The following is an 18,815-nucleotide window of genomic DNA, read 5'->3' on the forward strand; positions in this document are numbered from 1 at the left end:
ACGCTTTCATATCCATGTCACATTTTGTGCGTAATCTATTCACATCGTTGCATGGAACTTGTGGATAAAATCACTGTCTGATACTAATGTGGGTGATATTCTCGTTGCTCATAAATGCTGGCATGTTTGTTGCCCATGTGATGGGAAGCCACCGCGCCAGACGATATCGATTGAGAGGATTTGAATGACCAAAGATATGCAAACTTTAGCTTTAGCCCCCGTTGGTAACCTGGAATCGTATATCCGGGCTGCGAACACTTGGCCGATGTTGTCGGCTGATGAAGAGCGGGAGCTTGCTGAAAAGCTGCATTACCAGGGCGATCTGGAAGCAGCGAAAAGGCTGATTCTGTCTCACCTGCGCTTTGTTGTTCATATTGCTCGTAATTACTCGGGCTATGGCCTGCCGCAGGCGGATCTGATTCAGGAAGGCAACATCGGCCTGATGAAAGCCGTGCGTCGTTTCAACCCGGAAGTGGGCGTGCGTCTGGTTTCCTTCGCCGTGCACTGGATCAAGGCTGAAATTCACGAATACGTCCTGCGTAACTGGCGTATTGTGAAGGTCGCAACGACCAAAGCGCAGCGTAAACTGTTCTTTAACCTGCGTAAAACCAAGCAGCGTCTGGGCTGGTTTAACCAGGATGAAGTCGAAATGGTGGCCCGCGAGCTGGGCGTGTCGAGCAAAGACGTGCGTGAGATGGAATCCCGTATGGCGGCGCAGGACATGACCTTTGACATGTCGTCGGACGACGAGTCCGATAGCCAGCCGATGGCTCCGGTGCTCTATCTGCAGGATAAAACCTCTAACTTTGCCGACGGCATTGAGGACGATAACTGGGAAGAGCAGGCTGCCAACAAGCTGACCGATGCGATGCAGGGCCTGGACGAGCGTAGCCAGGACATCATCCGCGCCCGCTGGCTGGACGAAGACAACAAGTCGACGCTGCAGGAGCTGGCCGATCGTTACGGCGTGTCGGCTGAGCGCGTGCGCCAGCTGGAAAAAAACGCGATGAAAAAACTGCGTATGGCTATCGAAGCATAACGCGACCGCGTGAGCACTCGCCTCTTCGCAGGCACCTGATAACGCCCCACATTACGTTGGGGCGTTTTGTTTTTCTGCACCTTCTCCGTTGGCCAGCACCCCGGGACATAACGTCTGCAGGCACTCCAGCAGAACCTGGAAGGCCGGCTCCATTTGCGTCTCTGGCAGGCTGGCAAACCCCATCAATAATCCCTTTTTACGCTGGGCCGTCAGGTAGTAGCGCGACAGCGGGCGCACCAGAATATGCCTGGCGTTGGCCATTTTGGCGATCGCCACATCATCCGCCTCGTCCGGCAGATTGAGGATCAGATGCAGACCGGCATTATCGCTGAAATCTGACAGCGCCTGCGGGTTGCAGTAGCGTTGGATGAGCTCCGTCAGGCAGGCGCGGCGGCGGCTGTAAAGCAGGCGCATGCGGCGAATATGGGCGGAGTAGTGACCGGCATTAATAAACTCCGCCAGCGCCATCTGAATCAACGAGTGGCCGCCGCGGTAAAGCTCAGCATGGGCGTTTTTAAGATCGCCAATCAACGGCCGCGGCAGCACCACATAACCCAACCGCAGTCCGGGATAGAGAGTCTTACTGAAGGTGCCGATGTAGACCACTGGCGCATCGGCGACCAGCCCCTGCAGCGCCGGGATCGGCTGGCCGGAAAAGCGAAACTCGCTGTCGTAATCGTCTTCGACGATCCAGCTGCCGTGTTGACGCGCCAGTGCCAGCAAGCGCTGACGACGCGCCAGCGTCATCACGGCCCCCAGCGGATACTGATGCGACGGGGTGACAAAAATCAGGTGCGGCGCCTCCTCAACCGTCTCCGGAGGGCACAAACCGTTGGCATCGACGGTCACCGGCTCGATCCGCACATCATTCATCCCCAGCACGTGGCGTATCCCCCAGTAGGATGGCTCTTCCACCCAGGCCAGGTCGCCGTTGTCACAGAGCATGCGCGTCACCAGGTCAATCGCCTGGTGGATCCCTTCGGTAATAAGAATTTGATCTGCCTGGCAATGCACACCGCGGGATACTCTGAGGTAATCGACGAGCGCCTGTTGCAATTCCGGTGTGCCGCCATTGCAGCTGTAGCTCAATCGCTCAGGCTTCGGGCGCCGGCTGATGCGGGCCTGAATCTTGCTGAACAGCGGATGGGGAAAGGCGTTGACGTCCGGCACGCCGGGGATAAAAGCCCCCCACTGACGCGGGCTGGCGCTGACGTGCGTGAGCAGACGCTGGCCGCGACGGGACAGGTGGGGAGTCGGTGCCGGGGTGCTGCTGTTTACATCGGTTTTATCAGCAGAATGCGAGGCATCATGGCCTATTTTTGCGACAAATGTACCGCTTCCTTTGCGAGAGATAACATATCCTTCCGCCAGGAGTTGTTCATAAGTTGTTAATATGGTGTTTCTTGAAACGCCGAGCTCTCCGGCCAGATCTCGTGAAGGTGGCAGGCGGCTGTGGGGTGGCAAAGAGCCGTCCAGAATCGAGCGGCGGACCGCGTTATATAAGCGTTTGTGCAGGAGTGGATCGGACTCTTCCTGCAATCTGACCAGCACCAGGTCGCCGACGAGTGAACGCAATTGGATCCCTCAGATAATCTAAATTGGTACTCGATTATAGGGCCAACTCCTGTGTAAATAAACGACATAGTTTCGAAATTGTTGCGATAACGTGACACACATGACAGGAGATTCGAGGGTGAAAAGTTCAGAACTGAATCAACGTCGCCAGCAGGCGACGCCGCGCGGCGTAGGCGTAATGTGCAACTACTTTGTTGAGAAAGCAGAAAATGCCACGCTGTGGGATGTGGAAGGCAACGAGGTAATCGATTTTGCCGCCGGTATTGCCGTGCTCAACACCGGCCATCGTCACCCGAAAATCGTTGAGGCCGTCGCACAGCAGCTGCAGGCTTTTACCCACACCGCGTATCAGATTGTCCCGTACGAAAGCTACGTCTCTCTGGCCGAGCGTATTAACGAGCTGGCGCCGATTGATGGCCCGGCAAAAACGGCGTTCTTCACCACCGGCGCTGAAGCCGTAGAAAATGCGGTGAAGATTGCCCGCGCCTACACCGGTCGCCCGGGGCTTATCACCTTCGGCGGCGGTTTCCACGGTCGTACTTTTATGACCATGGCGCTGACCGGCAAGGTCGCACCGTACAAAATCGGTTTCGGTCCATTCCCGGGTTCGGTATATCACGGGGTCTATCCGAATGCTGCTCACGGAATTACCACGGCCGATGCGATGAAGAGCCTGGAGCGTATCTTTAAGGCCGATATTGGCCCGGACCAGGTGGCGGCGATTGTCCTCGAGCCGATTCAGGGCGAAGGTGGTTTTAACGTTGCGCCGCCAGAGTTTATGCAGGCGCTGCGTACGCTGTGTGATACCCACGGCATTCTGCTGATTGCCGATGAGGTGCAAACGGGCTTTGCGCGTACCGGGAAGCTGTTTGCCATGCAGCATTACGATGTGAAACCGGATCTGATGACGATGGCGAAAAGCCTCGCTGGTGGTTTCCCGCTCTCTGGCGTTGTTGGCCGTGCCGAAGTGATGGACGCTCCGGCACCGGGTGGACTTGGCGGTACCTATGCCGGTAACCCACTGGCGGTGGCGGCGGCCCATGCGGTCCTCGATGTGATTGATGAAGAGCAACTGTGCCAGCGCGCGGAGCAACTCGGCAGCCATCTGAAAGAGGTGCTGCAGCAGGCGCGTCAGCATTGCCCGGCAATTGTTGATATTCGTGGTCAAGGGTCGATGGTCGCGGTGGAGTTTAACGATCCGCAGACCGGCGAACCGTCACCGGAGTTTACCCGCCAGATCCAACAGAAAGCACAGGAAAATGGTCTGCTGCTGCTGAGCTGCGGCGTTTATGGCAACGTTATCCGTTTCCTGTATCCGTTAACTATTCCAGACGCGCAGTTTACTAAGGCACTGGATATTCTGGCGCGCATCCTCAAGGGATAACACGCCACACGCCTGTGCGGCGGCAGGGAAGCCGAATAAAACAGGATGCCGTACAGGGGTTTTTGTACTCAGCGTGAGTGGTATATCACCCTGATATCACCTTTTTTCCGGCGGTGCAGATCGCCGGAATAAAACGGAAAATATTATGTCTGAAAATTCCACCTTTTCCTCGGTTCTGACGAACCGGGAGCGTACTGCTGTACCTGCAAAATCCCTCAGTTTCGTTGAAGGGGTGTCGATGATCGTCGGGACCAACATCGGTGCCGGGGTATTGTCCATCGCCTATGCCTCCAGTAAGGCCGGTTTTTTACCGCTGCTGTTCTGGCTGGTCATTGTCGGCAGCCTGACCACCATTACCATGCTTTATGTCGCCGAATCGACCCTGCGTACCCGCAAGCATTTGCAGCTTAGCGGACTGTCGCACCGCTATGTCGGCCGTTTCGGGGCGTTGATGATGTTCCTGTCCGTGTGCGTGAACAGCGTCGGCGCGTTGACCGCCTATATGACCGGCAGCGGCAAGCTGCTGCATTCGCTGTTCGGCATCTCCCCGGCGCTTGGCAGCGTGCTGTTTTTTATCCCGGCGGCAGGCGTGCTCTATCTGGGGCTGAAGGCGATTGGTCGCGGTGAGAAGTTTATTAGTATCGGCATGGTGGTGATGATTGCCGTGCTGGTTGCCGCTACTTTGCTCAAAGATACAACCCAGGTCAGCTATCTGCTCGACGGTAACTGGCTGTACATGGTGCCGGTGTTCAACGTCGTCGCCTTCTGTTTCTCGGCACAATATATCGTCCCGGAAATGGCTCGTGGGTTCGCTGATAAACCGGAGAAGTTGCCGAAGGCCATTATGGTCGGTATGGGGCTGACTTTTGTGCTGCTGGCGCTGGTTCCGCTGTCGGTGATTGCGCTCAACGGGCTGGATAATATTTCCGATGTCGCGACCATCTCCTGGGGACGGGCGCTCGGTGAGTGGGCCTTTTTCTCTGCTAACCTGTTTGCCCTGTGCGCCATGCTGACTTCCTACTGGGGCCTGGGAGGCAGCTTCCTGACCAATATTTTCGACCAGTTCCGCCTCGGGAACGACGAACAGCCGGTTAAACGCCTGATGGTGCTGGTGGTTGTCGCGGTTCCGCCTTTTGTTCTGGCCTACAGCGGGATGGTGTCGTTTGTGAATGCGCTCTATTTTGCCGGGGTGTTTAGCGGCGTGATTTTGTCCATCATGCCGATTCTGATGCTCAAAGGCGCCCGCCAGCGGGGTGATATTACTCCGGGTTGGGTGTGTCCGGCGGCGATAACCCATCCGCTTATCCAGACCTTCATTGTGTTGCTGTATCTTTGTAGCGCCGTTTACGCAATTGCTTCCGCTTTGGGCTACCTGCCCGCCGGTTGGTAATCTGGCGTCTTGACTCCACCGCGTCCGGTTGATCCTGGCGCGGTTTTTTATTTGTCACTTATCTGTTACATAACCCGCAATTTTGTCATTTCAAATTCTCCTGAATGACGGTATGTTTAGCATAGTGTGCTGCAAAAGCGCAGGCGGCAGACCTTAAAATAGGCGTCATATGCTTTTCTTATGACTCAAATTAGAATAATGCGCTAAAAAACAACATCACAACAAATGCAAAAACCATAATAATGGGGAGCCTCAGGATGAACATGAAGGGTAAAGCGTTACTGGCAGGATGTATCGCCTTGATTATGAGCAATGCCGCGCTGGCAGAAGATATCAAAATTGCCGTGGTTGGCGCGATGTCTGGTCCGGTAGCGCAGTATGGCGACCAGGAGTTTACCGGTGCCGAGCAGGCGGTTGCCGATATCAACGCTAAAGGCGGGATCAAAGGCAATAAGCTGCAGATCGTTAAATATGATGACGCTTGCGACCCGAAACAGGCGGTGGCGGTTGCCAACAAAGTGGTCAACGATGGCATTAAGTACGTTATCGGCCACTTATGCTCTTCTTCTACCCAGCCAGCATCCGATATTTATGAAGACGAAGGCATTCTGATGATTACGCCAGCGGCGACGGCTCCGGAGCTGACCGCGCGTGGTTATAAAATGATTCTGCGTACTACCGGCCTGGATTCTGACCAGGGTCCGACGGCGGCAAAATATATTATCGAGAAAGTGAAGCCGCAGCGTATCGCTATCGTTCACGACAAGCAGCAGTATGGTGAAGGCCTGGCCCGTGCGGTACAGGATGGCCTGAAGAAAGGCGGCGCGAACATCGTCTTCTTTGACGGTATCACCGCCGGTGAGAAAGACTTCTCCACGCTGGTTGCACGTCTTAAGAAAGAAAATATCGACTTCGTTTACTACGGTGGCTACCACCCGGAAATGGGGCAGATTCTGCGCCAGTCACGTGCCGCAGGCCTGAAAACGCAGTTTATGGGCCCGGAAGGCGTGGCCAACGTTTCGTTGTCTAACATCGCCGGTCAGTCCGCGGAAGGCATGCTGGTAACGAAGCCGAAGAACTACGATCAGGTACCGGCGAACAAACCGATTGTTGACGCGATTAAAGCCAAAAAACAGGATCCGAGCGGCGCATTCGTCTGGACCACCTATGCGGCAATCCAGTCGCTGGATGCGGGCCTGAATCAATCCGCAGACCCGGCTGAAATCGTGAAATACCTGAAGGCAAACTCTGTTGATACCGTGATGGGGCCGCTGTCATGGGATGCGAAGGGCGACCTGAAAGGCTTCGAGTTCGGCGTGTTTACCTGGCATGCGGATGGCACCGCTACCGACGCCAAATAATTTAACCTTCGCCTTTCACGCTACAGGTGTGTTGGCTGCGCTCCTCAACCCCGGTCACTTACTGATGTAAGCTCCCGGGGATCTCGATGCTTGCCGCCTGCCTGTAGCACGAAATTCTCGGTTAAATAAGCTGGCTGCCTTTCACGCTACAGGTGTGTTGGCTGCGCTCCTCAACCCCGGTCACTTACTGATGTAAGCTCCCGAGGATCTCGACGCTTGCCGCCTGCCTGTAGCACGAAATTCTCGGTTAAATAAGCTGGCTGCCTTTCACGCTACAGGTGTGTTGGCTGCGCTCCTCAACCCCGGTCATTTACTGATGTAAGCTTCCGGGGATCTCGACGCTTGCCGCCTGCCTGTAGCCCGAAATTCTCAGTTAAATAAGCTGGCTGCCTTTCACACTACAGGTGTGTTGGCTGCGCTCCTCAACCCCGGTCACTTACTGATGTAAGCTCCCGGGGATTACCGGGAGGGTGGTTTACGCTTTCCCCGGTGGCGCTGCGCTTACCGGGCTACAGGTGTCTGCTTTTGGTAGCCCGGATAAGGCGCGATGCGCCGCCATCCGGGATGTTCTTAACGCTTTTCCCAGCCGTCCTGCTGCGCGTTAAAGCCCAGCGCCTGCATAAATGCCGACATTACCGACTTGTCTTCTACGCCAGCAGCGTTGACACGCCAGCGGCCGATCTCCGGGTTATCTTGCAGGATCTCTTCCACTAAATACTGCCCGACGCCACGTCGACGGGTGACTTCGCGTACGCAGAGCGCGCTGAGCTCTCCTGCATCGCCACTTAACGTCACGCGCACGGCAGCCAGCAGACGCTCGTTAAAACGGGCAGCGTAAATCCGGTGATGGTCGTCCAGCGGGATCGCGTCGAGATCCTGTGACGGCCAAATTTTCCCTAAGTCGATGCGATCCTGTTCGCTGAAGCGTGGTAATCGAATAATGGTCAGTTTCATGCGCAGCTTGCCCCGTCAAAATGAAGGGCTCAGTGTACCCAAATTTGTCGTCAGGCAGGGCGCTGTTTTTTTCCTGTTCATTAGGGGATTCGTTTTCCTGGGGTAATCAGAGCAGCGCAATGCGTCATGGATCGAAAAATAAGCAGAATTTTAACCTAATGTGCAGCGTTTTATTCCGCCTTATGTATCGTTATATTATGCTGGGAACGGGACTTTTTTTGTTTATCTTCGACTTATTTCAGAATATTATCTTCGCTTAATAGCCTGAAATATAGAGATTTTACTCTAAAATCAGGCAAAAACTTCGCTAAACCCTTAAAGACAATGGTAAAAGTAGCGTTGTTTAATAAAAGCACAGAATGCTTTTTAACCATAAAAATACAAAATATATAAACCCTAAATAATTCGAGTTGCAGGAAGGCGGCGACGCAGAGAATCCCCAGGAGCTTACTGAAGTAAGTGACTGGGGTGAACGAGGACAAATTCGTCAGGAACGAATTTGAACACAGTTTACTGCGCCCGTAAGGGCGAGGCCCAGGGATGGGCCGAGTATTGCCAACGCTCATGCAGCTTGAAGAATGACGGGTATACACCACATCACGAACGGGGTTCTGCAGCATGAACAGGAACGCGAAAACGATTATTGCGGGATTTGTCGCACTGGCGATGTCGCACACGGTTATGGCCAAAGATATTAAAGTTGCGGTGGTCGGCGCGATGTCCGGCCCGGTCGCTCAGTGGGGCGACATGGAATTCAACGGCGCGCGGCAGGCAATCAAAGACATCAACGCGCAGGGCGGCATTAAGGGCGATAAGCTGGTGGGCGTTGAGTTTGACGATGCCTGTGACCCGAAGCAGGCTGTCGCGGTAGCGAACAAAATTGTTAACGAAGGCATCCAGTATGTCATCGGGCACCTGTGTTCTTCTTCCACCCAGCCCGCTTCTGACATCTACGAAGATGAAGGCATTCTGATGATCTCTCCGGGCGCCACCAACCCGGAACTGACGCAGCGCGGCTACCAGTACATTATGCGCACCGCTGGTCTGGATTCTTCCCAGGGGCCGACCGCCGCGAAATACATTCTGGAAAAAGTGAAGCCGCAGCGTATCGCCATCATCCACGATAAGCAGCAATACGGTGAAGGTCTGGCGCGTTCCGTCCAGGATAGCCTGAAAAAAGCCAACGCTAACATCGTCTTTTTCGATGGCATTACCGCCGGTGAGAAAGACTTCTCGGCGCTGCTGGCCCGCCTGCAAAAAGAGAATATCGATTTCGTCTACTACGGTGGCTACTACCCGGAAATGGGACAGATGCTGCGCCAGGCACGCTCCGTGGGCCTGAAGACCGTATTTATGGGACCGGAAGGCGTGGGCAATGCTTCGCTGTCTAACATCGCTGGTGCAGCTGCAGAAGGCATGCTGGTGACGATGCCGAAACGCTACGATCAGGATCCGGCGAACAGTGCCATCGTCGAAGCGCTGAAAGCAGAGAAAAAAGATCCGAGTGGCCCGTATGTCTGGATTACTTACGCTGCCGTGCAGTCGTTAGCCCAGGCAATGGACAGAAGTAGCAGCCAGGAACCGCTGGACTTAATTAAAGATCTGAAAGCTCACGGGGCGAAAACCGTGATTGGGCCGCTGAATTGGGACGAAAAAGGCGATTTGAAGGGATTTGAGTTTGGTGTCTTCCAGTGGCATGCAGATGGATCATCCTCTGTCGCCAAATAAGATGCGTTATCCCACCGCCCGCATAAAACGGGCGGCATGAAAAAGGTTACCTTATGTCCGAGCAGTTTCTCTACTTTCTGCAGCAGATGTTCAACGGCGTCACGCTGGGCAGTACTTACGCGCTGATCGCCATCGGTTATACGATGGTGTACGGCATTATCGGCATGATTAACTTCGCCCATGGCGAGGTCTACATGATTGGCAGCTACGTCTCCTTCATGATCATTGCCGCCCTGATGATGATGGGGATTGATACCAGCTGGCTGCTGGTGGCCGCAGGTTTTGTCGGGGCGATTGTGATCGCCAGCGCCTACGGCTGGAGCATCGAGCGCGTGGCCTATCGGCCGGTGCGTAGCTCCAAGCGCCTGATTGCGCTGATCTCCGCCATCGGGATGTCTATCTTCCTGCAAAACTACGTCAGCCTGACGGAAGGGTCGCGCGATGTGGCGCTGCCGAGCCTGTTTAATGGCCAGTGGACGGTGGGCAGCAGCGAAAACTTCTCTGCGACCATCACCACCATGCAGTTGGTGATTTGGGTCGTGACTTTTGTGGCGATGCTGGCATTGACGCTGTTTATTCGCTACTCCCGCATGGGCCGCGCCTGTCGTGCCTGTGCTGAAGACCTGAAAATGGCGAGCCTGCTCGGGATTAACACCGACCGGGTGATTGCCCTGACGTTTGTTATCGGCGCGGCAATGGCGGCGGTAGCCGGCGTTCTGCTGGGTCAGTTTTATGGCGTTATCAACCCGTATATCGGCTTTATGGCCGGGATGAAAGCCTTTACTGCTGCGGTACTGGGCGGCATTGGCAGTATCCCTGGCGCGATGATCGGCGGGCTGATCCTCGGCATTGCCGAAGCACTCTCTTCTGCCTATCTCAGCACGGAATATAAAGACGTGGTCTCCTTTGCGTTGTTGATTCTGGTGCTGTTGGTGATGCCTACCGGCATTCTGGGTCGTCCGGAGGTAGAGAAAGTATGAAACCGATGCATATTGCGATGTCGCTGCTGTCTGCAGCGATGTTCTTTGTTCTGGCCGGCGTGTTTATGGGCGTGCAGTTGGAGCTGGACGGCACCAAACTGGTGGTGGATACCGCCGCCGATATCCGCTGGCAGTGGATCTTTATCGGCACCGCGGTGGTCTTCTTCTTCCAGTTGATGCGCCCGCTGTTCCAGAAAACCCTGAAAAATGTCTCCGGGCCGAAGTTTATTATGCCGGCCATCGACGGGTCGACAGTGAAGCAGAAGCTGTTCCTGGTGGCACTGCTGGTGATCGCCGTGGCGTGGCCGTTTATGGTGTCGCGCGGCACGGTGGATATTGCCACGCTGACGATGATTTATATCATCTTGGGGCTGGGGCTTAACGTGGTGGTGGGGCTGTCAGGCCTGCTGGTGCTGGGCTACGGCGGCTTCTATGCCATCGGCGCCTATACCTTTGCGCTGCTGAACCACTATTACGGCCTCGGCTTCTGGACCTGTCTGCCGCTGGCGGGCCTGGTCTCTGCCGCCGCGGGCTTCCTGCTGGGCTTCCCGGTGCTGCGCCTGCGCGGTGACTATCTGGCCATCGTGACGCTGGGCTTCGGCGAAATCGTGCGTATTTTGCTGCTCAATAATACCGAAGTGACCGGCGGCCCGAACGGCATCAGCCAGATCCCTAAGCCGACGCTGTTTGGCCTTGAGTTTAGCCGTAGCGCCCGTGAAGGCGGCTGGGATACCTTCAGTAACTTCTTTGGTATGAAGTACGATCCGGGCGATCGGGTCATTTTCCTCTATCTGGTGGCGCTGCTGCTGGTGGTGCTGTCGCTGTTTGTGATCAACCGTCTGCTGCGCATGCCGCTGGGGCGCGCGTGGGAAGCGCTGCGTGAGGATGAAATTGCCTGCCGCTCGCTGGGCCTTAGCCCGACGCGCATCAAGCTGACCGCCTTTACCATCAGTGCTGCGTTTGCCGGTTTTGCCGGGACGCTGTTTGCCGCACGCCAGGGCTTCGTCAGCCCGGAATCCTTCACCTTTGCCGAGTCGGCTTTCGTGCTGGCGATTGTGGTTCTGGGTGGCATGGGCTCGCAGTTTGCGGTGATCCTTGCCGCGGTGCTGCTGGTGGTGTCACGCGAACTGATGCGTGATTTCAACGAATACAGCATGTTGATGCTGGGTGGTTTGATGGTGCTGATGATGATCTGGCGTCCACAAGGACTGCTGCCAATGACGCGCCCGCAGCTGAAGCTGAAAAAAGTTCAGGCGAAAGGAGAGCAGGCATGAGTCAGCCATTATTATCCGTCAGCGGCCTGATGATGCGCTTCGGCGGCCTGTTGGCGGTCAACAACGTGTCGCTCGAGCTGCGCCCGCAGGAGATCGTCTCGCTGATTGGCCCCAACGGTGCCGGCAAAACCACGGTCTTCAACTGCCTGACCGGTTTTTATAAGCCCACCGGTGGGACCATTAAGCTGCGCGATCAGCATCTCGAAGGGTTGCCGGGTCAGCAGATTGCCCGGATGGGCGTAGTGCGGACCTTCCAGCACGTGCGTCTGTTCCGTGAAATGACGGTGATTGAAAATCTGCTGGTGGCCCAACATCAGCAGCTGAAAACCGGGGTATTTTCCGGGCTGCTGAAAACGCCGTCCTTCCGTCGCGCCCAGAGCGAAGCGCTGGACCGTGCCGCCACCTGGCTGGAGCGTATCGGCCTGCTGGAGCACGCCAACCGTCAGGCCAGCAACCTGGCCTACGGTGACCAGCGACGTCTGGAGATCGCCCGTTGCATGGTGACCCAGCCGGAAATTCTGATGCTGGATGAACCGGCGGCGGGCCTGAACCCGAAAGAGACCAAAGAGCTGGACGAGCTGATCGCCGAGCTGCGCAGCCATCACAACACCACCATCCTGCTGATTGAGCATGATATGAAGCTGGTGATGGGGATTTCCGATCGTATTTATGTGGTTAACCAGGGCACGCCGTTGGCTAACGGTACGCCGGAAGAGATCCGCAATAACCCGGACGTGATCCGCGCATACCTTGGTGAGGCATAAGTATGGAAAAAGTGATGTTATCTTTTGACAACGTGAGCGCCCACTACGGCAAGATTCAGGCGCTGCATAACGTCAGTCTGCACATTAATCAGGGGGAGATCGTCACCCTGATTGGCGCCAACGGTGCGGGTAAAACCACGCTGCTCGGTACGCTGTGCGGCGATCCGCGGGCCTCCAGCGGCAAAGTGGTCTTTGATGGTAAAGATATTACCGACTGGCAGACGGCGAAAATCATGCGTGAAGCGGTGGCTATTGTGCCGGAAGGGCGTCGCGTCTTCTCGCGGATGACGGTAGAAGAGAACCTGGCGATGGGCGGCTTTTTTGCCGACCGCGATCAGTTCCAGAGCCGCATTCAGTGGGTTTACGAGCTGTTCCCACGCCTGCTTGAGCGTCGTATTCAGCGGGCGGGCACCATGTCCGGCGGCGAGCAGCAGATGCTGGCCATCGGCCGTGCGCTGATGAGCCAGCCGCGTCTGCTACTGCTTGACGAGCCGTCCCTGGGTCTGGCGCCGATTATCATTCAGCAGATTTTCAACACTATCGAACAGCTGCGCGAGCAGGGGATGACCATTTTCCTCGTCGAGCAGAACGCCAATCAGGCGCTGAAGCTGGCCGACCGTGGCTACGTGCTGGAAAACGGCCACGTGGTGCTGGAAGATACCGGCGATGCACTGCTGGCCAATGAGGCAGTACGCAGCGCCTATCTGGGCGGCTAATCTTTTCACTTATTCCCGGCCATCCGGCCGGGAAATCCATTCGCCAGAACGAAGCGCTAATGCCGCTCAGCCGGGAATTATCCCCTTGACGTGTCACAGCTCCCACTTTCCTGTCTCCGATCTTTCATCGTCTTGCCATCTCTTTGACGTCTTACTATCTTTTTTTTGTAATAAAAAAGTTATTTTTCTGTAATTCGAGCATGTCATGTTACCCCCGCGAACATAAAACGCGTGAAATCGCGCATCTGGAACAACAAGAGAGATAACCGATGATATCGTTACGACATACAGCTTTAGGACTGGCGCTCAGTCTGGCATGTGCCGGTCAGGCGCTGGCAGTCACCACCATCCCGTTCTGGCACTCAATGGAAGGGGAGCTGGGCAAAGAAGTTGATTCTCTGGCGCAACGTTTCAACGCAGCCAATCCGGATTACAAAATTACGCCGGTGTACAAAGGTAACTATGAACAGAGCCTGAGTGCCGGTATTGCTGCATTCCGTACCGGTAACGCTCCCGCGCTGCTGCAGGTGTATGAAGTCGGTACCGCGACGATGATGGCTTCTAAAGCCATTAAGCCGGTGTATCAGGTGTTCAGTGATGCGGGCATTAAGTTTGATGAATCGCAGTTCGTGCCGACCGTTTCCGGTTACTACACCGATTCGAAAAGCGGCCATCTCCTTTCCCAACCGTTTAACAGCTCTACGCCGGTGCTGTACTACAACAAAGACGCCTTCAAAAAAGCCGGTTTAGACCCGGAGCAGCCGCCGAAAACCTGGCAGGAGCTGGCCGCCTATACCGATAAGCTGAAAGCGGCGGGCATGAAGTGCGGTTACGCCAGCGGTTGGCAGGGCTGGATCCAAATTGAAAACTTCAGCGCCTGGCATGGTCTGCCGGTGGCGACCAAAAACAACGGCTTCGACGGTACCGACGCGGTACTGGAGTTCAACAAGCCGGAGCAGGTGAAGCATATCGCCATGCTGGAAGCGATGAACAAGAAGGGCGACTTCAGCTACTTCGGGCGCAAAGACGAGTCCACCGAGAAGTTCTATAACGGTGACTGCGCCATTACCACCGCCTCTTCCGGTTCGCTGGCGGATATTCGCCAGTACGCCAAATTCAACTACGGCGTGGGCATGATGCCGTACGACGCTGACGTGAAAGGCGCGCCGCAGAACGCCATTATCGGCGGAGCCAGCCTGTGGGTGATGCAAGGTAAAGACAAAGACACTTACACCGGCGTGGCGAAATTCCTCGAATACCTCGCTAAACCGGAAATCGCCGCGGAATGGCACCAGAAAACCGGCTATCTGCCGATTACTACCGCCGCATATGATCTGACCCGCCAGCAAGGCTTCTACGAGAAAAATCCGGGTGCGGATATCGCCACTCGCCAGATGCTGAACAAGCCGCCGTTGCCGTTTACCAAAGGCCTGCGTCTGGGCAACATGCCGCAGATCCGCACCATTGTGGATGAGGAACTGGAGAGCGTGTGGACCGGCAAGAAGACACCGCAGCAGGCGCTGGATTCAGCGGTTGAACGTGGTAACCAGCTGCTGCGCCGTTTCGAGCAGTCGACGAAGTCTTAACCATGTGCCCGGCGGCGTGAAGCTGACCGGGCCTGCCGTTCGAGATTTTGTAGGCCGGGCCAGGCGCATGTCGCCTCCCGGCGTTTTCTGAAGAAGAGTTCCCTTATGTCATCATCCCGTCCGGTATTCCGCTCGCGTTGGTTGCCCTATGTGCTGGTCGCACCGCAGCTGATTATCACCGTTATTTTCTTTATCTGGCCCGCGGGTGAAGCGCTGTGGTATTCACTACAAAGCGTTGATCCATTTGGCCTTTCCAGTCAGTTCGTTGGTCTGGACAACTTCATTACCCTGGCCCATGACCCGTACTATCTGGCCTCGTTCTGGACCACCATTAAGTTCAGTACGTTGGTGACCTTTAGCGGCCTGATCATCTCGCTGTTCTTTGCCGCCCTGGTGGACTACGTCGTGCGCGGCAGTCGCTTTTATCAGACCCTGATGCTGCTGCCCTATGCGGTGGCACCGGCGGTGGCGGCGGTGCTGTGGATTTTCCTCTTTAACCCCGGGCGCGGGCTGATTACTCACTTCCTCGCTGAGATGGGCTATGACTGGAACCATGCGCAGAACAGCGGCCAGGCGATGTTCCTGGTGGTCTTTGCATCGGTCTGGAAGCAGATCAGCTACAACTTCCTGTTTTTCTTCGCGGCATTGCAGTCAATTCCGCGATCGCTGGTCGAGGCCGCCGCCATTGACGGTGCCGGGCCGGTGCGCCGTTTCTTTAAGCTGGCGCTGCCGCTGATTGCGCCGGTCAGCTTCTTCCTGCTGGTGGTCAACCTGGTCTACGCCTTCTTCGATACCTTCCCGGTGATCGATGCGGCCACCGCCGGCGGCCCGGTACAGGCGACCACCACGTTGATCTACAAGATCTACCGCGAAGGTTTCGCCGGTCTGGACCTCTCTGCTTCCGCAGCCCAGTCGGTGGTGTTGATGCTGCTGGTGATCGTGCTGACGGTGGTTCAGTTCCGCTATGTTGAAAGTAAGGTGCGCTACCAATGATTGAGAACCGTCGCGGGCTGACGATTTTCAGCCACACCATGCTGATCGTGGGGATCGCGGTGATCCTGTTCCCGCTGTATGTCGCGTTTGTCGCGGCGACGCTGGATAACAAGGCGGTGTTTGAGACGCCGATGACGCTGATCCCCGGCGGACACCTGCTGGACAACATGGCCACCATCTGGACCCAGGGCGTCGGGGCGAACAGCGCGCCATTCTGGTTGATGATGCTTAACAGCTTCATCATGGCATTCGGCATCACGGTGGGGAAAATTGTGGTGTCGATGCTCTCGGCATTCGCCATTGTCTGGTTCCGTTTTCCTCTGCGTAACCTGTTCTTCTGGATGATTTTTATCACCCTGATGCTGCCGGTGGAGGTCCGTATTTTTCCGACGGTAGAAGTCATCGCCAACCTGAAAATGCTCGACAGCTACGCCGGACTGACGCTGCCGCTGATGGCCTCGGCGACTGCCACCTTCTTGTTCCGTCAGTTCTTTATGACGCTGCCGGATGAGCTGATTGAAGCGGCACGCATCGATGGTGCTTCGCCGATGCGCTTTTTCCGCGACATCGTGCTGCCGCTGTCGAAAACCAATCTCGCGGCGCTGTTTGTTATCACCTTTATCTACGGCTGGAACCAGTATCTGTGGCCGCTGCTGATTATTCAGGACGTCAACCTTGGCACCGCGGTGGCGGGTATCAAAGGCATGATCGCCACCGGCGAGGGCACTACCCAGTGGAACCAGGTGATGGCGGCAATGTTACTCACGCTGATTCCCCCGGTTGTTATCGTTTTAACCATGCAGCGCGCGTTTGTGCGTGGCCTGGTCGACAGTGAGAAATAAAATGGCTGGTTTAAAACTACAGGCAGTAACCAAAAGCTGGGATGGCAAAACCCAGGTGATCCAACCGCTGACGCTGGACGTCGCGGATGGCGAATTTATCGTGATGGTCGGTCCGTCCGGTTGTGGAAAATCGACGCTGCTGCGCATGGTGGCTGGCCTTGAGCGCGTCAGCAGCGGCGATATCTGGATTGACCGCAAACGCGTTACCGAAATGGAACCGAAGGATCGCGGTATCGCGATGGTGTTCCAGAACTACGCCCTCTACCCGCACATGAGCGTCGAAGAGAATATGGCCTGGGGGCTGAAGATCCGTGGGATGGGTAAAGGGCTGATCGCCGAACGGGTGCAGGAAGCGGCGCGTATTCTGGAGCTTGATGGTCTGCTGCAACGTCGCCCGCGTGAGCTGTCAGGCGGCCAGCGGCAGCGTGTGGCAATGGGCCGCGCGATTGTGCGCGACCCGGCAGTGTTTCTGTTTGACGAACCTCTGTCCAACCTCGATGCCAAGCTGCGGGTGCAGATGCGCCTCGAACTGCAACAGCTGCATCGTCGCCTGAAAACTACCTCGCTGTACGTCACCCACGATCAGGTAGAAGCAATGACCCTTGCCCAGCGGGTGATGGTCATGAATAAAGGGATTGCCGAACAGATTGGCACCCCGGTGGAAGTTTACGAAAAACCGGCCAGCCGTTTTGTCGCGAGCTTTATCGGCAGCCCGGCGATGAACCTGCTGGAAGGGCGCGTCAGCGCAGAGGGGAGTGACTTTGAGCTGGAGGGCGGCATGCGTTTGCCGCTGAATAACGGGCATCGTCAGTACGCCGGGCGTAAGATGACGCTGGGTATCCGCCCGGAGCATTTTGCATTAAGCTCCCAGGCGGAAGGTGGCGTACCGCTGGTGATGGATACGCTGGAAATTTTAGGTGCCGATAACCTGGCCCACGGGCGCTGGGGCGAACAGAAGCTGGTGGTCAGATTACCGCATCAGCAGCGTCCAGCGGCGGGCTGTACGCTGTGGCTGCAGCTGCCCAGGGAACATCTGCATCTCTTTGATGGTGAAACAGGACAACGCGCATGAGTCACTGGCCTTATCCCCACATCGTCGCCCATCGTGGCGGCGGTAAACTGGCGCCGGAAAACACCCTGGCGGCCATCGACGTTGGCGCGCGATTCGGCCATACGATGATCGAGTTCGACGCCAAGCTGTCGAAAGACGGTGAGATCTTTTTGCTGCACGATGACAATCTGGAACGCACCAGCAACGGCTGGGGCATTGCCGGAGAGCTGCCGTGGCGCGATCTGCTGAAAGCCGATGCCGGAAGCTGGTACAGCGCTGAATTCAAAGGTGAGCCGCTACCGCTGCTGGCCGAGGTCGCCGACCGCTGCCGTCAGCACGGCATGATGGCGAATATCGAAATTAAGCCGACCACCGGCACCGGCCCGCTGACCGGCAAAACGGTGGCGCTGGCGGCCCGCGAGCTGTGGCAGGGCATGACCCCGCCGCTGCTCTCGTCGTTTGAAATTGATGCGCTGGAAGCCGCCCAGCACGCGGTGCCCGAGCTACCGCGCGGGCTGTTGCTGGATGAGTGGCGTGAAGACTGGCGCGAGCTGACCACCCGATTGGGCTGCGTGTCGATTCACCTCAACCACAAGCTGCTGGATGCGGCGCGCGTTGCCCGCCTGAAAGAGGCTGGCCTGCACATCCTCGTGTATACCGTGAACCAACCGCAGCGGGCGGCAGAGCTGTTACGCTGGGGCGTCGATTGCCTCTGCACCGACGCCATCGACGTCATCGGCCCCGATTTTCAGCCCTGACCTGACGGCAGACGGCGCCTATGGCGTCGTCTGCTGATGCAGCATTCCCCCGTTGCTGTTCGGCAACATCTGCTGTGACGAATTCAAATTCCCGCTCTGGGTGACCCGCTGCTGATTGTTATTGAGCTGGGTCTGAAGATGCTGCTGCTGGGCGCGAGTCTGGTTCTGCATATCCTGTTTCAGCATGCTCTGGTGCTGCTGCTGCTGGACCTGCATCTGATTCTGCATCCGCTGCTGGCTAGGGACAACATACCCTGGCTGGTTGGGATTGTTGGTGGTGTTAAGCGGCTGCGCCAGGACGCTGAGCGGCATCAGTGCCGCCAGAAAAAATAGTGCTTTCATCGTTCTCTCCTCCCGTGTGTGGGATCACTTAAGTGTACCTCCTTTCCGGCATAACAATGATTTTTTAAGACTTATCAG

17 protein-coding genes are annotated in these 18,815 nt (G+C 56.3%); 14 read left to right on the forward strand and 3 right to left on the reverse strand.

Going from position 1 to position 18,815, the window contains the following annotated elements; genetic code table 11:
- Positions 1–184 precede the first annotated feature (184 nt).
- Entirely contained in the window at positions 185–1,039 is an 855-nt protein-coding gene (rpoH, locus tag ACMYSP_RS14155; RefSeq protein ID WP_123757280.1) for an RNA polymerase sigma factor RpoH, read from the forward strand.
- A 51-nt stretch (positions 1,040–1,090) separates the two neighbouring features.
- Here the strand turns inward: rpoH and ACMYSP_RS14160 are convergent, their stop codons facing one another.
- On the reverse strand, positions 1,091–2,614 hold the full coding sequence (locus ACMYSP_RS14160; protein ID WP_434582684.1) for a PLP-dependent aminotransferase family protein: 1,524 nt from the start codon (positions 2,612–2,614) through the stop codon (positions 1,091–1,093).
- 118 nt (positions 2,615–2,732) lie between these two features.
- Between ACMYSP_RS14160 and ACMYSP_RS14165 the strand changes: the two genes are divergently transcribed.
- The 3 genes from ACMYSP_RS14165 to livJ all read left to right on the forward strand — a co-directional run bounded on the left by ACMYSP_RS14165 (position 2,733) and on the right by livJ (position 6,749).
- Positions 2,733–3,998 (forward strand): 4-aminobutyrate--2-oxoglutarate transaminase, encoded by a 1,266-nt coding sequence (locus ACMYSP_RS14165; protein WP_434582686.1) that lies wholly within the window; start codon positions 2,733–2,735, stop codon positions 3,996–3,998.
- Between the two features lie 145 nt (positions 3,999–4,143).
- Entirely contained in the window at positions 4,144–5,388 is a 1,245-nt protein-coding gene (locus tag ACMYSP_RS14170; RefSeq protein WP_434582687.1) for an aromatic amino acid transport family protein, read from the forward strand.
- A gap of 257 nt (positions 5,389–5,645) precedes the next feature.
- Complete coding sequence (gene livJ / locus ACMYSP_RS14175; protein WP_434582688.1) at positions 5,646–6,749, forward strand: branched chain amino acid ABC transporter substrate-binding protein LivJ; 1,104 nt, start codon at positions 5,646–5,648, stop codon at positions 6,747–6,749.
- A gap of 570 nt (positions 6,750–7,319) precedes the next feature.
- Here the strand turns inward: livJ and panM are convergent.
- Complete coding sequence (gene panM / locus ACMYSP_RS14180) at positions 7,320–7,703, reverse strand: aspartate 1-decarboxylase autocleavage activator PanM (protein ID WP_434582689.1); 384 nt, start codon at positions 7,701–7,703, stop codon at positions 7,320–7,322.
- 618 nt (positions 7,704–8,321) lie between these two features.
- On the opposite strand from panM, the gene livK reads away from it, so the two are divergent.
- The 10 genes from livK (at position 8,322) to ugpQ (ending at position 18,395) form a co-directional block, all read left to right on the forward strand.
- Entirely contained in the window at positions 8,322–9,431 is a 1,110-nt protein-coding gene (gene livK / locus ACMYSP_RS14185; RefSeq protein WP_187042335.1) for a high-affinity branched-chain amino acid ABC transporter substrate-binding protein LivK, read from the forward strand.
- A gap of 53 nt (positions 9,432–9,484) precedes the next feature.
- Entirely contained in the window at positions 9,485–10,411 is a 927-nt protein-coding gene (gene livH / locus ACMYSP_RS14190; RefSeq protein WP_123757287.1) for a high-affinity branched-chain amino acid ABC transporter permease LivH, read from the forward strand.
- Complete coding sequence (gene livM / locus ACMYSP_RS14195; RefSeq protein WP_434582690.1) at positions 10,408–11,685, forward strand: branched chain amino acid ABC transporter permease LivM; 1,278 nt, start codon at positions 10,408–10,410, stop codon at positions 11,683–11,685. Before livH ends, livM begins: the two co-directional genes overlap by 4 nt.
- Entirely contained in the window at positions 11,682–12,449 is a 768-nt protein-coding gene (livG, locus tag ACMYSP_RS14200) for a high-affinity branched-chain amino acid ABC transporter ATP-binding protein LivG (RefSeq protein WP_434582691.1), read from the forward strand. The genes livM and livG overlap by 4 nt, the downstream gene beginning before the upstream one ends.
- A gap of 2 nt (positions 12,450–12,451) precedes the next feature.
- Complete coding sequence (livF, locus tag ACMYSP_RS14205; RefSeq protein ID WP_123757290.1) at positions 12,452–13,165, forward strand: high-affinity branched-chain amino acid ABC transporter ATP-binding protein LivF; 714 nt, start codon at positions 12,452–12,454, stop codon at positions 13,163–13,165.
- Between the two features lie 269 nt (positions 13,166–13,434).
- The gene (ugpB, locus tag ACMYSP_RS14210) at positions 13,435–14,751 is read left to right on the forward strand and encodes a sn-glycerol-3-phosphate ABC transporter substrate-binding protein UgpB (protein WP_434582692.1); all 1,317 of its coding nucleotides are present in this window, start codon (positions 13,435–13,437) and stop codon (positions 14,749–14,751) included.
- 105 nt (positions 14,752–14,856) lie between these two features.
- Positions 14,857–15,744, forward strand: coding sequence for a sn-glycerol-3-phosphate ABC transporter permease UgpA (ugpA, locus tag ACMYSP_RS14215; RefSeq protein ID WP_434582693.1), 888 nt, complete (start codon positions 14,857–14,859; stop codon positions 15,742–15,744).
- A complete protein-coding gene (gene ugpE, locus ACMYSP_RS14220) occupies positions 15,741–16,586 on the forward strand; it encodes a sn-glycerol-3-phosphate ABC transporter permease UgpE (RefSeq protein WP_123757293.1) in 846 nt (281 codons plus the stop codon). Before ugpA ends, ugpE begins: the two co-directional genes overlap by 4 nt.
- 1 nt (position 16,587) lies before the next feature.
- Positions 16,588–17,658 carry a sn-glycerol-3-phosphate import ATP-binding protein UgpC gene (locus ACMYSP_RS14225; protein WP_434582695.1) on the forward strand — a complete coding sequence of 357 codons (1,071 nt, stop codon included), beginning with the start codon at positions 16,588–16,590 and terminating at the stop codon, positions 17,656–17,658.
- Complete coding sequence (gene ugpQ / locus ACMYSP_RS14230) at positions 17,655–18,395, forward strand: glycerophosphodiester phosphodiesterase (RefSeq protein WP_434582696.1); 741 nt, start codon at positions 17,655–17,657, stop codon at positions 18,393–18,395. The genes ACMYSP_RS14225 and ugpQ overlap by 4 nt, the downstream gene beginning before the upstream one ends.
- Before the next feature lie 18 nt (positions 18,396–18,413).
- Here the strand turns inward: ugpQ and ACMYSP_RS14235 are convergent, their stop codons facing one another.
- Positions 18,414–18,737 carry a DUF2756 family protein gene (locus ACMYSP_RS14235; RefSeq protein WP_123757296.1) on the reverse strand — a complete coding sequence of 108 codons (324 nt, stop codon included), beginning with the start codon at positions 18,735–18,737 and terminating at the stop codon, positions 18,414–18,416.
- Between the last annotated feature and the right edge of the window lie 78 nt (positions 18,738–18,815).

It is taken from the genome of Klebsiella sp. R390, from assembly GCF_051131745.1.
Classification (GTDB): Bacteria; Pseudomonadota; Gammaproteobacteria; order Enterobacterales; family Enterobacteriaceae; genus Klebsiella.

What these genes read in the sequence shown, in the direction of transcription:
- ugpE (WP_123757293.1), top strand. Translation starts at nt 15,741, where the DNA reads ATGATTGAGAACCGTCGCGGGCTGACGATTTTCAGCCACACCATGCTG.
- ACMYSP_RS14225 (WP_434582695.1), top strand. Translation starts at nt 16,588, where the DNA reads ATGGCTGGTTTAAAACTACAGGCAGTAACCAAAAGCTGGGATGGCAAA.
- ACMYSP_RS14235 (WP_123757296.1), bottom strand. Translation starts at nt 18,737, where the DNA reads ATGAAAGCACTATTTTTTCTGGCGGCACTGATGCCGCTCAGCGTCCTG.
- ugpA (WP_434582693.1), top strand. Translation starts at nt 14,857, where the DNA reads ATGTCATCATCCCGTCCGGTATTCCGCTCGCGTTGGTTGCCCTATGTG.
- rpoH (WP_123757280.1), top strand. Translation starts at nt 185, where the DNA reads ATGACCAAAGATATGCAAACTTTAGCTTTAGCCCCCGTTGGTAACCTG.
- ugpB (WP_434582692.1), top strand. Translation starts at nt 13,435, where the DNA reads ATGATATCGTTACGACATACAGCTTTAGGACTGGCGCTCAGTCTGGCA.
- ugpQ (WP_434582696.1), top strand. Translation starts at nt 17,655, where the DNA reads ATGAGTCACTGGCCTTATCCCCACATCGTCGCCCATCGTGGCGGCGGT.
- livK (WP_187042335.1), top strand. Translation starts at nt 8,322, where the DNA reads ATGAACAGGAACGCGAAAACGATTATTGCGGGATTTGTCGCACTGGCG.
- livF (WP_123757290.1), top strand. Translation starts at nt 12,452, where the DNA reads ATGGAAAAAGTGATGTTATCTTTTGACAACGTGAGCGCCCACTACGGC.
- livG (WP_434582691.1), top strand. Translation starts at nt 11,682, where the DNA reads ATGAGTCAGCCATTATTATCCGTCAGCGGCCTGATGATGCGCTTCGGC.
- ACMYSP_RS14170 (WP_434582687.1), top strand. Translation starts at nt 4,144, where the DNA reads ATGTCTGAAAATTCCACCTTTTCCTCGGTTCTGACGAACCGGGAGCGT.
- panM (WP_434582689.1), bottom strand. Translation starts at nt 7,703, where the DNA reads ATGAAACTGACCATTATTCGATTACCACGCTTCAGCGAACAGGATCGC.
- livJ (WP_434582688.1), top strand. Translation starts at nt 5,646, where the DNA reads ATGAACATGAAGGGTAAAGCGTTACTGGCAGGATGTATCGCCTTGATT.
- livH (WP_123757287.1), top strand. Translation starts at nt 9,485, where the DNA reads ATGTCCGAGCAGTTTCTCTACTTTCTGCAGCAGATGTTCAACGGCGTC.
- livM (WP_434582690.1), top strand. Translation starts at nt 10,408, where the DNA reads ATGAAACCGATGCATATTGCGATGTCGCTGCTGTCTGCAGCGATGTTC.